The organism is Streptomyces sp. NPDC059875, assembly GCF_042731085.1.
In the GTDB taxonomy this organism is placed as follows: Bacteria; Actinomycetota; Actinomycetes; order Streptomycetales; family Streptomycetaceae; genus Streptomyces.
Genome location: NZ_JBHWJZ010000040.1, coordinates 37,404 through 50,567 on the forward strand (window position 1 = coordinate 37,404; position 13,164 = coordinate 50,567).

Consider the following 13,164-nt stretch of genomic DNA (forward strand, 5'->3'; position numbering starts at 1 on the left):
TTCTGTGCGGATCCCTTATCGGACACATCTACACATAAAGCCCAGATAAGCGCACAATGAAACCGCGGCACCACGCCGCAAGCGCGATCAGACGTGCATGACGCCAGAAGGAGGCGAGTCGTATGTCTGACGTCTCTCACCGTCCTGGTGATATCAGGGGACACCCCGACGCATCGGAAATGCGTGACCGCTACTCCCGGATGCTCCAGACCCGTGGTGTCGCTGCGGTCGAGGAACTGGTCATCCTGGCCGGCATCTGGGCCGCAATCTCCGCCTACACGGTTCACTTCGCGGGCCTCCACCCGGACCTCGCCCTCAGCAACCTGATCGTCGGCATCGGTCTCGCGGCTCTCGGAGTCTGTATGTCGATGGCCCCGGAAAGGTCGCAGGACCTGAACTTCGTCGCCCTGGCGGGTGGCGTGTGGCTGATCATCTCCCCCTGGGTGGTCGCCCGGGACGCGGACACCGGCGCGATCGTCAGCAACGTCATCACCGGCGCATGCGTCTGCCTCTTCGCCCTCACGGCGGGCGGGCTCCTCATGAGCAAGACGAGGAGAACGGGATAAAGCTCTGATCCTCTCCCAGAACGGCGTCGTATCCCCGGGCCAGGGATACGACGCCGTAGCCGTGCCGCGTACGCAAATCCAGACACAACGGCCCCCAACGCCCCACCCCAGGTAACGAATTGACCGACGGCGTTTCGGCCACATAAGTTCTGCGTAAGCTTGCTCCACAGGGACAGGCTCCCGCTCGCATTTCCCAGTCCTTGGGGGGACTAAGTGAACTGGTACCTCGACGTTCTCAAGAAGTACGCGGTATTCACCGGCCGTGCGCGCCGCCAGGAATACTGGATGTACATGCTGTTCAACCTCATCGCGTACGTCGTCGTCGCGATCATCGACGCGGTCCTCACCACGTCTCCGCTGCTGACCGCCGTCTACGCGCTGGCCGTGTTCCTGCCGACCCTCGGTGTGACGGTCCGCCGTCTGCACGACACGGGCCGCTCCGGCTGGTGGATCCTGATCGGCATCATCCCGCTGGTCGGCTCGATCATCCTCATCGTGTTCTACGCGACCGAGGGCAACCAGACGGACAACGCCTACGGCCCGAACCCGAAGCTCGCGCCGGCGTACTGAGCTCCACAGTCCTGAGCTCCACCTGACGAAGCCCCCGGAGGGTACCTTCCGGGGGCTTCGCGCATTCCTGGTGCCTCAAGCCCAGTGACGGTTCGTAGCATTTGCCGGGCGGGCCTTGTGCACGATGGCGCACGACCCGCCTCCTCCCCCGCCCCTAGCCTCGCCGCACGGCGCGAAGAACGAACGAACGAGGGGCGGTACCGGTGAACTGGCTCATCCATGACTACCGCGAGAGCGATCTCGCCGCAGTGGTCCACCTGATCGACACCACGGCCGAACTCGGCCAGGAATCCGTCTTCTCCCTGGCCGAATGCATCGGCGCCCTGACCTCCCGCCAGCCGGCGGTCGTCGCCGTCCACCAGGGCGTGCCCATCGGGACGGCGCTCGCCTGCGTGGCCGGGGAACGGGCCTGGGTCATGCGGATCGCGATCTCCTCGGCCTGGCGGGGCCGTGGCCTCGCCAGCGCGCTCCTGGTCGAGCTGGAGCGCCGCCTGGTCGCCGCGCGGGTCGGCCGGATCGCGTACGTGCTGCCCGAGGAGGACCTGCTCGGCGAGGGACTGCTCAACGCGGGGTACACCCGCCAGCCCGCCGTCGCCTACTTCGAGAAGGTCGAGCCGCTGCACGGGCCCGCCGCCAACCTCCTCGACGACCTCGGCGGCCGGCTGCTGCCCGGCGACCTGTGGGCGAAGGTCGCCGGCATGGAGCGCGAGAAGGACCTGATCGAGCGGCGTGTGGTCCTGCCGCTCGCCGAGCCGGAGCGCGCGGCGCGGCACGGTGTGCGCCCGCCGCGCGCCGTGGGCCTGTTCGGCCCGCCGGGCACCGGCAAGACGACGTTCGCCCGTGGGATCGCCTCCCGGCTCGGCTGGCCGTTCGTGGAGATCCTGCCCAGCCGACTGGCCGACGAGGGCAATCTGGCGGCGGCGCTGCGCTCCGCATTCGCCCGGATCGCCGAGCTGGAGCGGGTTCTGGTCTTCATCGACGAGGTCGAGGAGATCGCCCCCGTCCGCCAGGAACCGGCGCAGCCCGGTGGCATGCACGGGGTGACCAACGAACTCCTCAAGCTGATACCGGGTTTCCGGGAGCGCGACGAACGGCTTCTCGTCTGCGCGACGAACTCGATCCGCTCGCTCGACCCGGCCTTCCTGCGTCCCGGCCGCTTCGACTACCTCATTCCGATCGGTACGCCGGACAAGGCGGCCCGGTCGGCGATCTGGGCGCGGTACACCGAGGGCCGCCCGGACGTGGACATCGACGAACTGGTGGCGGCGAGCGACCTGTTCACGCCCGCCGACATCGAGCACGCCGCCCGGATCGCCGCCCAGAACTCCTTCGAGCGCGATCTGGTCTCGGTCGGTGGGCGGGCGGCCGCCGAGGAGCGGGTACCGGGAGCGAGCACGGCGGACTACCTGGAGGCGATCGGCCAGTGCCGCCCGACGGTGACGCCGGAGATGATCACCCAGTTCGAGTCGGACATCACCACGCACGCCCGTTTCTGACGAGGTGCCGCTCGTGTGCGGCGCGCAGTTCGTCCCGCTCGGGCGGCTGCGCGCCGGCCGGGGTGAATATCGTGGTCGTGAGCGGATTGCGCGACGACGACGAACCGAGGGGGACTGGTCCCATGGAGCGGTACGAGGGGCTCGAGCTCATGACCTTCACGAAGACCACGGAGCTGGAGTCCTGGCTGGAAACACACCACGCCGACACTCCCGGGGTCTGGCTGAGGATCGCCAAGAAGGACAAGGGAGGCGAGTCGCTGACGATTCCGGAGGTCCTCGACTGCATGCTCTGTTTCGGCTGGATCGACGGGCAGCGCAAGGGCGGGGACGGTGCCTACTACTTCCAGAAGTACACCCCGCGCCGGGCGCGCAGCCTCTGGTCGATGGTGAACGTCCGCAAGGTCGAGGCGCTGACGGCCGCGGGCCGGATGCGCGAGCCGGGGTTCGCGGAGGTGCGGGCGGCGCAGGCGGACGGCCGGTGGGCGAACGCGTACCCGTCGCAGGCGGAGGCGACCGTGCCCGACGACCTGGCGGCGGCGCTGGCGGGCGACGAACCGGCCCGGGCCTTCTACGAACAGCTCGGAAAGACCGACAGGTACCTGGTGATCATGCGGCTGTGGCAGGCGCGCACCCCGAAGAACCGGGCCGAGCGGCTGGCGCGGATGATGGCGAAACTGGCGGCCGGCGAGAGGATCACGTGACGGGTCCGCGGGTCCGGCGGTAGAGCACCTGATGGGCCTCGAACTCCACGAAGGAGGCGGCGTGGACCATCCCGACGGCCTCCAGGAGCCGCCGCGAGCGCCCGTTCGCCTCCTGCGTCACCGCGACCACGCTCGGCGTGGTCTCCAGCGCCCGGTCGACGGCGGCGGCGACGGCCTCGCGCGCGTAGCCCTGCCCCCAGTACTCGGGCAGGAACTGGTACGAGACCTCCGTCTCCCCGTCCCGTGCCGCCGGCTCCACGGTGACGAGCCCGAGCAGTGTCCCGTCGGAGGCCCGGACGACCGCGTGGACGCCGGGTGCTCCGACGATCCGCCGCTGCCGGATCCGTACGACCTGCTCGACGACCGGCCCGCCCAGGTGGAACCGGACGTCGGGGTCGGTCCACAGCCGGGTCACCGCAGGCACGTCCCGCGCCCGCACCGGTCGCAGCAGCAGTCGCTCGGTGGTGAGGACGACGCCGGCCGGGGCGGTGGACGAGTGGTTCATACGTACGATCATCTCAGCTGCGGCCGGTTCTCGGGGAGCCCCAGCCGCCGGGCAACGGTCTCCCTTCCGCGCACCGAGACGCGGCGGCCAGCGGACGGTGAGCGGGCTGCCGGCGGACCTGGGCCGGCCCGAGGGGTCGTTCCTCGGCCTCGGGGCCGGCGGCGTCCTGGCGTACGAGGCGGGCCTTGATCGCGGACCAGTCGGCGGCCATGGGGGCGGGGGAGGCGGTCGCGGTGGCGATGTCCTTGTAGCCGCTGGACGTGGCGACGCAGACCACCGGGCCGTCGGTCTCCCGCCCGCCGAGTGCGCGCAGCCCGGCGAGCCCGGCCGCCGCTGAGGTCTCCTGCCAGAGCCCCTGCGCTGCCAACTCGCCCTGAGCGGCCGCCATCTGTTCGTCCGTCACGATGAGGGCCTCGCCGCCGCTGGCGACGACATGCGGTGCCTTTCTCCGGTGCGGGGTTCAGCGCATCCGGCGCTGCAGCGCGGCCAGAGCCCCGGCCTTGCGGCCCGGGACACGCTGCCGCAGGGCGACGAGAGCGGGCCCCAACTCGCGGGCGCGGGCGGGGTCCTCGATCTGCTCCCACTGATGGTGCGCGCGGTCGACGGCGCCTTCGACGTCGGGATCGTCGGGCCCCTGGCTCAGCCCGAGCCGGGCCTGGGCGGCGGCGATCCACAACTCACAACTGCGGCCGGGCTCCCCAGCAAGTCGCGCGAGATCGGCCCGCACCTCCATCCAGTGCAGCGCCTGCTGCGACCGCGGCCCGTACCGCCGCAACGCCTCCTGCTCCCACGCCACGGCCACGGCCACCGCCTCCCCGTGCCGCCCGGCCCGCGCGGCGGCGAGGATGGCGGGGTGGGGGTCGGGCACGACCACCGTCTGTACGGGCGGATGCCCCGTTCCGTTCACGGCACCACCGGTCACCCGAGCACGGCCCCCAGCAGGGGCGAGCGGGTGCCCATTGCTCGGGGCGGGCGCGGGCGCCGCGACGGGCGACGCTCCGGTCCCGAAGGCGACGGGCGCCGGCACCGTGACGGATGGCACGGCCCCTGTGGTCGTGCCCGTACCGGGCCCGGACAGCCCGGGAGCGGGCGGGCCGGGAGCAGCAGGCACCGACGCCAGGGCCGTGCCTGTACCGGGCCCAGTCGGGGTCCGTGCGGGCGCCGTGGCCGAGCCCCGACCGGGGTCGGCGGGGGCGGGTGTCGGTTCGGGGGTCACGGCGGCGAGTGGCTTCGGAGCCGGCAGGGTCGGCGGATGGTGAGTCCCCGCGCCCGGCGCGTGCGCGAGTGCCGTCCCCCGGGCGGGGTCGTCGAGCGGTCGCGAAGCGGCCGGCGCCGGAACTGCCGGACGTCCGGCGCCGAAGCCGTCCGCCGCGACGGGCGGGTGCCCGTGGTCCGGGCGGGCGGGAGCGCCCATGTCCTGAGGCTGACGGACCTGCGCCACGGCGTCGGGGCCGTCCGACCGTCCCACGACGGCGACACCGGGCCCAGCCGGTACCGGCTGCGCGTCGGGGCCACGCGAAATCTCCGGCATGCGTCCGGGACCGTACGCGCCCGCGCCGTCGGTTCCGCCGGACACCGCGGCCGGCGTACCCGGCCCCGCTCCGGCGCCCGCGGGGACGCCATGCATCGCGACCGGCGACCCCGCCGCCGGCCCCGGCATGGGCAGGGTCGTGGGCGCGCCGGCGCCCCACTCCGGGGTCAGGAGCAGTGCCTCCGCGTCGCCCGCCTGCGTCGCCGCCTCCGCGTGGAGGTGGGACAGCGGTGGGCGGGCGCCCGTGCGCCAGACCGTGGCGAAGTGGCGGAGGTACTCCGGGGTCGCCGGGTCGCCCCGGCGCGGGGCCGGGGCGATCCTGCCGTACAGGAGCGGGCCCGGGCCCAGGGAGACGAGGCCCGGGGCGGTGCGCAGGCGCTGCCACAGCTCCGGGTCCGCGACCAGGTCCGCCACCACCGTCGTCGTCCCCGGCCGCCGCGTCGCGAGTTCCGCCGCGAGCCAGTGCCACGGCAGCCCCGTGTACCGCAGCGTCGTCGGCGTGCTGCGCGCGAGCGCCAGGTGCGGCAGGTGCTGGCGCCGGTCCAGTTGGAGCTGGCCGGCGAGGTAGACCGCCAGCGGCCCCGGCGTCGCCGCTGCCGCGCGCAGGCGCGTCAGTACGGCCTGCGGGTCCAGCGGGTCGGCCAGCTCGACGACCGTCGCCACCGGCGTGCCGGTCAACGCGCTCGGCGGCACCGCCGCCAGCGCGGGCAGCACGGAGGCCGCGTCCACCGCCCGTCCCCGCCCGGCCGGCGCCGCCGCCAGCAGCACCGCCGTACCCACCGTGTCCACCTCGTCGTTCACCACACCAGCACCGTAACCTTCTTACCGCCCCTTCTCGTTACCACCCCGATGGCCGATAATCGGCGGGCCTTTGGCATATGCCAGAAGCACCACCGTATCGAGTGTTGCCAAATCCCTTACGGGCTGTCCCCGCCTGTGCAACAGTCGTATCCGGGCCTTGTTCCACAGATCGCCCGCGCCGCGCCTGTATCGGAGTACGACATGCCGTCCCATCTGTTCGCGGACCGTCCCGCCCAGCCGCCGGAGCCCGGCACGGTGGACGCGTTGATCTCGCAGACCCGCCGTCTGCGCGGTGACGTGGACGCCGTGCGCCGGGACGCCGTACTGGACGAGGACGACCCGAAGAACCGCTGGCAGCGCGCCCTCTGCGACCTCGCAGTCCATCAACTCGATGACCTCGGCGCGCACTTGGGGCAGCTCAAGGCCGGTCTCCCGGACGAGCTCCCCGCGATGCCCGGCGCCGACCCCATCGAGGTCGAGCCGGAGGCCGCGTCGGACCCCGGCGCCGCCTACGGCGGCCCCGCCCCCGCCCGTACGGGCTCCCTGCTGAGCCGTGTCGGCAGCGCCGAGTGGAATCTGCTCAACGACGAGGTCAGCTGGTCCGAGGAGCTGTACCAGATCTTCGGCCGGACCCCGGAGAGCGGTCCGATGTCCCTGGACGATCTCCCTTCGATGGTCTTCGCCGAGGACCAGCAGGTGCTCCAGGCGATGGTGACGGACTGTCTGATCGACGGGAAGCCGATCGACGGCGAGTTCCGGATCGTCCGCACCGACGGCCGGGTCCGCACGCTGCACATGATGGGCGAGCCGGTCCTCGACGGCGACGGTTGCACGGCCTCCATGTGGGCCGTTTTACGGGATGTCAGCGAACTGCGCCGCAGCGAGCGGGCGGTCCGCGAGTCCCGTGACAGCCTGCAGCGACGCCGCCACATCGAGCGCACCGAGCGCCGGGTCGCCGTCGAGCTCCAGGAGGCCGTCCTGCCTCCGTGGCGCGGTTCCCTGCGCTTCGCCCACGGCGGCCCGGGCGCCCCGCTCGACGTGGCGGGCCACTACCTTCCGGCCGCGACCACCGGCCTGATCGGCGGCGACTGGTACGACGCCCTCGCGCTCCCGGACGGGGACGCGCTGCTCACGGTCGGCGACCTCACCGGACACGGTGTCTCGGCCACCTCCTCGATGGCCATGCTCCTCGGCGCGCTGCGCGGGATGGCGGTGGCCGGAATCCGACCCGGCGCCCTGATGGCACATCTCAACCAACTGCTCGAGACCTCGGTCCAGCCGGCCCTGGGCAGCGCGATGTGCTGCCGCTACGACCCGGCGAACCAGACGCTGTGCTGGGCGCAGGCAGGCCATCCCGCCCCGCTGCTGTTCCGCGACGGGACGGGGCTCGCTCTGAAACGACCCGACGGTGTGCTCCTGGGAGCGACGACCGGGGCGGCGTACGGAGAGGCCGAGATCCGGCTGCTCCCCGGTGACCTGCTGGTGCTGCACACGGACGGACTGACCCGCCGCGGCAGCATGGACGACACGGGCACACAGCGCCTGCTCGCGCTTGCGCCACGGCTGGCCGGAGCGCGGGACGCGCAGGACTGCGTGCGGTCGGTGGTGGAGGAGTTCGGCGAGGCACCGCGCGAGGACGACGCCTGCGTGATGGTGGTCCGGGTGGGCCAGTAGCGACGGCGGCGCCCGGGAGGGCGCACCGCCACAGGAGGGCATACCGGCGGAGCCGGTGTGCCCTTTCTCGTACGTACGTGATGTGCCGACGAGCGCGCGTACCGCCTCGCCTCAGATCGAGCCGGTCCTCGGCCGCTTCGCGGCGGGCTTGGGCAGCGCGAGCTCGATCTCCTCGCGCAGGTCCTCGATCTTGCCGTAGCCGGCGTACTGCCCGGTCAGCCGGTACATCTCGCGCAGCCGGTCCCAGGTGCGGTGGGAGGAGGTCTCGCCCATGGAGACCAGGGCGAGCCGGGCGTAGCGGTCGGCCTGTTCCGGGTCGTCGGCGATGAAGCAGGCCGAGGCGAGCGAGATGTAGTCGAAGAGCTTGGAGCGGTTGTGGCCGTTGCGGCGCAGCTCGAGCGCCAGCTTGGCGTGGCGCTGCGCCGGGACGGCGGCCCCGGGATCGTGTTCGGCGAGGGTGCGGTAGGCGAGGGCCTGCATCCCGTGCATGTCGGCGTCGTCGAAGTTCTGCATCCAGCTCGGCGGCGGCACGTCCGAGCGGTCGGAGACGAAGAGGTCCTCGGCCTCGCCGAGGGTACGACGCATGGCCTGGCCCTTGCCCATGGACGCCTGGGCCCAGGCCTCGATGGTGTGCAGCATCGCCTGGGTGCGCGGCAGTACCTCCTCGCCGGAGCCCGACTTGGCGAGCTTCATCAGGTCGAGGGCGTCGTCGGGCCGGCCCAGGTGGACCATCTGGCGCGCGGCGCGGGACAGGGCCTCGCCGGCGCGCGGGCGGTCGCCACCCTCCCGGGCCGCGTGGGCGGCGATGACGAAGTACTTCTGGGCGGTCGGTTCGAGGCCGACGTCGTGGGACATCCAGCCGGCGAGGACCGCCAGGTTGGCGGCGACGCCCCACAGGCGCCGCTGGAGGTGGTCGGGGTGGTGGTAGGCGAGCATGCCGCCCACTTCGTTCAACTGGCCCACGACCGCCTTACGTTGGAGCCCCCCGCCACGGGAGGCGTCCCAGGCGCGGAACACCTCCACCGAGCGCTCCAGTGCCTCGATCTCCTCCGACCCGATGGGGGCGGCCTCGTAGCGGTCGAACCCAGCGGGGTCGGCGTGGAGGGGATCGTTCGCGCGGGGGGCCGGCGCGGCGGCGCGTGCGGGGTCGGTGTGGAGCCAGTCGTGCATGGCGCTGGTGAGTGCGGAGCCGGCGGCGAGCACGGCGCCCGCGCCCATCAGGCCGCGTCGGTTGAGCATGAGGTCCATTCCCGTGAATTCGGTGAGGACCGCTGCCGTACGCTCGGGCGCCCAGGGCAGCCCGTCAGGGTTGTCGGTGTTCCTGACGTTCTGCCGTTTCCCGGCGCGCCCGTGTCGTACGAACCCGAGGTCCTCGATGGTCACGACACGGCCGAGTCGCTCGGTGAACAGTGCAGCCAGCACCCGGGGTACGGGATCGCGCGGGGTCTCCCCCATGTCGATCCATCGCCTCACCCGCGAGGTGTCGGTGGACAGTTGCGGGTGGCCCATGGCCGCCGCCTGCCGGTTGACGAGCCTCGCGAGCTCTCCCTTGGACCAGCCGGCCAGGCCGAAGAGGTCTGCCAGGCGGGTGTTGGTCTGTCCGGTCACGTAAGCCCCCAGGTTCTCGGCTGAGTTGACAGTAACCCCCTGTCATAGGGCTGGCGACTATTCGCCAGGCTTCGCCAGGGTGCGCCCGATGTTCCGCCACCCGCGCCCGGGTGTCAGGTAGGAACGCGCCACCCCGCCCCGGCAACCGGCCCTCATTCCCCAGGGTGCGGACCGGAGGCCGGGCGGGGCGACGCACGCAACTCGTCGGCACACGAAGGGATCTGTCTCCCCATGTACACAGCATCGTCCTCCGTGTCCGCCCCGCCCCGGCCGCAGCACCGTTCCGTACCGGCCGGCAGCGGACCGTATCTCGCCCCCGTCTCCCCGGCGGGCCGCGCGAGGCGATGGGCGGGCAGTGCCGCTCAAGCTCCCAGCGGGAGAATCGACCTGTCGGGCCCCCAGGGGGCCCAGGTGCGGATGGCGATCGCGTCCGTCCACCGGATCTGCCCGGAGTTCAACCCGGTGCAGGTGCTGCGGCGCAGCGGCCGTTCCGTACTGATCGTCGGGACGACCGGGCGGACCACCGCGGTCGCCAAGTGTTTACTGGACCACTCCCCCGCGTGGGTCGAGCGGTTCCAGCACGAAATAGCTGCTTACCGCTCGTTCGTCCGGCACCGTCCACCGGTGCGAGCCCCCCGGCTGATCGCCGCGGACCCGGACAACTGCACGCTGGTGATCGAGCGGATGCCCGGACGGGCTGCGGCGCTGACACGCCACCCCGTCGAGGCGCCGCCCCGCGCGGACCTGCGCGCGGCGCTCGGCGCGATCGCCCGGCTGAACGCCTGGCGGCCGCCGGCCGGCACCTTCGACGCGCCGCTCGACTACGGTTCGCGGATCGCGCGCTACCACGAGCTGGGCCTGTTCACCGACCGCGACCGGGACGACCTGCAGAAACTGCTGCACGGCCTGGCACACGCGGGCGGACGCCAGGGCATGGGTCAGTTCTGTCACGGCGACGCCCTGCTCTCCAACATCCTGCTCTCCCCCACCGGCCCGGTCCTCGTGGACTGGGAGCACGCGGGCTGGTACCTGCCCGGGTACGACCTGGCGACGATGTGGGCGGTGCTCGGTGACGCGCCGCTGGCGCGGCGGCAGATCAGTCAGCTCGCCCAGCAGGCGGGAGCGGCGTCCCGGGACGCCTTCCTGGTGAACCTGATGATCGTGCTGACGCGGGAGATCCGTACGTACGAGACGGCGGTGCAGCGCACCATCAAGGAGGCGCCGCCCGCCGGTTCGGTTCCCGTTCCCTCGGGCGCGGTCTCGCCCGGCGAGGAGCAGCGGCTGCTGCTGCGGCGGCTGCACGACGACTGCGCCATGGCACGGCGGGCCGTGCGCGCCGCGGTCGGTACGAGGTGACCGCGTACCGACCGACCCAGCGGGGGTGACACGCCGCGCACCCGGTGCCGACACACCGGGGCGCGGTGTTCGTTCCCCCTCGCACCCGCCTCATTGGTCCACTCCACTGACGCGCCGCAGGCCCGTGCGCCGCCGCCGCGAAACTCCACGAGACGGCCCTGACATGGGAAATCTCTTGGGGCCAGGCGTGATTGACGGATCGTCCGGAAGCCGATACCCCTGTACGGGTTCGGCCCCGCACGCCCCCTCGTCACCCCCTGTTTCCGGAGGCTGCCTTGCACCGTTCCGCGTCGCGCAGACAGGTCGCCCGAACGGTGGGCGCCGTGGCGTCCGCCGCCCTGCTGTTCCCTCTTCTCTCGGCCGCCCCGCCGGCGACCGCCGGTCCGGTGGTGTCCGGCTCGCTCCAGCGGCAGTTCGCCGCCGCCGCCGAGCGTCAGGGTGTGCCGCAGAGCGTGCTGCTCGCGGTGTCGTACCTCCAGTCGCGGTGGGACGCGCACGGTGGGGCGCCGAGCGTGACCGGCGGCTACGGTCCGATGCACCTCACGGACGCGGTGACCGCGCTCGCGGAGGCCCCGCACCACTCGCACGGCGAGGAGGACGCGCGGGGCGACGCTTCCCGGGCGCCGCGCCACGGGGCGGAGGAAGGCGCCGCGCTGCCGACGGCGGCCGAGCTGCCCGCCCGCCTCAAGACGCTGGAGCGGGCCGCGGAGCTGTCCGGCATTCCGTCGGAGGAGCTGCGGACCAGTACCGCCGCGAACATCGAGGGCGGCGCGGCGCTGCTGGCCGCCGCCCAGCGCGCGTCGGGCCGGCCACTGAGCTCGGACCCGGCCGACTGGTACGGGGCGGTGGCGCGGTACTCCGACGCCGACGACACCGCGACCGCGACGACGTACGCGAACGACGTGTACGACGTGATCCGGAGCGGTGAGACCCGTACGACCGACAGCGGGCAGGTCGTCACGCTCGCGGCCGATCCGGATGTCGCGCCCGCGTCCGGTCAGGTGGAGTCGCTGGAGCTGCGGCAGCCGAAGACGGGGCCGACGGAGTGCCCGCGCACGGTGGCGTGCGAGTGGATCCCGGCGCCGTACGAGGAGTTCGGTGACGGTGATTACGGCAACCACGACAAGGCGAACCGGCCCGCGTCCCAGTCGATCGAGTACATCATCGTGCACGACACCGAGGCGACCTGGGACGTCACGCTCAAGCTGGTGCAGGACCCGACGTACGTCTCGTGGCAGTACTCGCTGCGCTCCTCCGACGGGCACATCGCGCAGCATCTGCCGCTGAAGGACGTCGGCTGGCACGCGGGCAACTGGTTCGTGAACGCCAAGTCGGTGGGCCTGGAGCACGAGGGCTTCCTGACGGCCCCGGACTCCTGGTACACGGAGGCGATGTACCGGACCTCGGCGCGTCTGGTGCGGTATCTGGCGCAGCGCTACGACATCCCGCTCGACCGGCAGCACATCCTCGGTCATGACAACGTGCCGGGCACGGTCACCTCGACGATCCGCGGGATGCACACCGACCCGGGGCCGTACTGGGACTGGGCCCACTACTTCCGGCTGCTCGGCCGGCCGTTCACCCCGAGCGCGGGCCCGGACGCGGGTGTGGTGACGATCCGTCCGGAGTACACCGCGCACCAGCCGGTGTACACGGGGTGCGTGAAGGCGGGAGAGGCGTGCGCCCCGCACGGCAGCGGCGCTGTCCGGCTGCACACGGCGCCGAGCGCCGACGCCCCGCTGGTCAAGGACATCGGGTTGCGGCCGGGTGGCGAGGACTCGACGACCGGGGTCAACGACACCGGGGCGCGGGCCTCGACGGGCCAGCAGTACGCGGTGGCGGAGCGGAAGGGCGACTGGACGGCGATCTGGTACCTGGGGCAGAAGGCCTGGTTCCACAACCCGAAGGCGCGGCCGACGGCGGTGAACGCGCGGGGCTGGGTGCTGACCCCGAAGGAGGGGGCGACGGAGGTCCCGGTGTACGGGCGTGCCTATCCGGAGGCCTCGGCCTATCCGGCGGGTGTGCCGGTCCAGTCGGTGTCGCCGCTCCCGTACAAGCTGCTCGCGGGCCAGGCCTACGTGGTGGGCGATCGCACCCCGGGCGAGTACTACTTCGCGCCGGTGTTCGACACCACCGGGCACGCGGTGGTCCGGGGCCAAGAGCAGTACTACGAGATCCAGTTCGGCCATCGGGTGGCCTTCGTGAAGGCGTCCGACGTGCGGGTTTCCCGCGCCTGAGCGGGGTGTCGGCCGGATCGTGAGGGGTGGCGGGCGGGGCGGGGCCCCCCCGCCCCGCCCGCAACGGGCCCCGGGCCCGGCACCCCCGGCCAAAACCCCCCCCGGCCCCGGGGGGGCAG

The 13,164-nt window shown here is 72.5% G+C and carries 11 protein-coding genes; 7 read left to right on the forward strand and 4 right to left on the reverse strand.

All coding sequences use genetic code 11. The features are described from left to right. Positions 1–179 precede the first annotated feature (179 nt). The 4 genes from ACFV9D_RS33480 (at position 180) to ACFV9D_RS33495 (ending at position 3,333) form a co-directional block, all read left to right on the forward strand. Positions 180–566, forward strand: a complete 387-nt coding sequence (locus ACFV9D_RS33480; protein ID WP_385154826.1) for an SPW repeat protein — start codon at positions 180–182, stop codon at positions 564–566. Between the two features lie 213 nt (positions 567–779). Further along, positions 780–1,136 (forward strand): DUF805 domain-containing protein, encoded by a 357-nt coding sequence (locus tag ACFV9D_RS33485; RefSeq protein ID WP_385154829.1) that lies wholly within the window; start codon positions 780–782, stop codon positions 1,134–1,136. Positions 1,137–1,339: 203 nt separating this feature from the next. Next, the gene (locus tag ACFV9D_RS33490; RefSeq protein WP_385154832.1) at positions 1,340–2,632 is read left to right on the forward strand and encodes an ATP-binding protein; all 1,293 of its coding nucleotides are present in this window, start codon (positions 1,340–1,342) and stop codon (positions 2,630–2,632) included. A 77-nt stretch (positions 2,633–2,709) separates the two neighbouring features. Next, complete coding sequence (locus ACFV9D_RS33495; protein ID WP_385154835.1) at positions 2,710–3,333, forward strand: YdeI family protein; 624 nt, start codon at positions 2,710–2,712, stop codon at positions 3,331–3,333. Here the strand turns inward: ACFV9D_RS33495 and ACFV9D_RS33500 are convergent. From ACFV9D_RS33500 to ACFV9D_RS33510, 3 genes are read right to left on the reverse strand one after another with little or no spacing between them, the layout of a single operon-like run. After that, positions 3,326–3,838, reverse strand: coding sequence for a GNAT family N-acetyltransferase (locus ACFV9D_RS33500; RefSeq protein WP_385154838.1), 513 nt, complete (start codon positions 3,836–3,838; stop codon positions 3,326–3,328). The genes ACFV9D_RS33495 and ACFV9D_RS33500 overlap by 8 nt on opposite strands. Before the next feature lie 13 nt (positions 3,839–3,851). After that, entirely contained in the window at positions 3,852–4,241 is a 390-nt protein-coding gene (locus tag ACFV9D_RS33505) for a hypothetical protein (protein WP_385154841.1), read from the reverse strand. Between the two features lie 57 nt (positions 4,242–4,298). Continuing rightward, positions 4,299–6,173: a hypothetical protein gene (locus tag ACFV9D_RS33510; RefSeq protein ID WP_385154844.1), complete on the reverse strand. Its 1,875-nt coding sequence runs from the start codon at positions 6,171–6,173 to the stop codon at positions 4,299–4,301. Positions 6,174–6,371: 198 nt separating this feature from the next. Between ACFV9D_RS33510 and ACFV9D_RS33515 the strand changes: the two genes are divergently transcribed. After that, on the forward strand, positions 6,372–7,844 hold the full coding sequence (locus tag ACFV9D_RS33515) for a PP2C family protein-serine/threonine phosphatase (RefSeq protein ID WP_385154847.1): 1,473 nt from the start codon (positions 6,372–6,374) through the stop codon (positions 7,842–7,844). 111 nt (positions 7,845–7,955) lie between these two features. On the opposite strand, the gene ACFV9D_RS33520 is transcribed toward ACFV9D_RS33515, so the two are convergent. Continuing rightward, positions 7,956–9,452, reverse strand: a complete 1,497-nt coding sequence (locus tag ACFV9D_RS33520) for a hypothetical protein (RefSeq protein WP_385154850.1) — start codon at positions 9,450–9,452, stop codon at positions 7,956–7,958. Positions 9,453–9,683: 231 nt separating this feature from the next. On the opposite strand from ACFV9D_RS33520, the gene ACFV9D_RS33525 reads away from it, so the two are divergent. Both ACFV9D_RS33525 and ACFV9D_RS33530 read left to right on the forward strand, forming a co-directional pair. Continuing rightward, entirely contained in the window at positions 9,684–10,808 is a 1,125-nt protein-coding gene (locus tag ACFV9D_RS33525) for an aminoglycoside phosphotransferase family protein (RefSeq protein ID WP_385154853.1), read from the forward strand. 314 nt (positions 10,809–11,122) lie between these two features. Further along, on the forward strand, positions 11,123–13,045 hold the full coding sequence (locus tag ACFV9D_RS33530) for an N-acetylmuramoyl-L-alanine amidase (protein ID WP_385154885.1): 1,923 nt from the start codon (positions 11,123–11,125) through the stop codon (positions 13,043–13,045). Positions 13,046–13,164 lie beyond the last annotated feature (119 nt).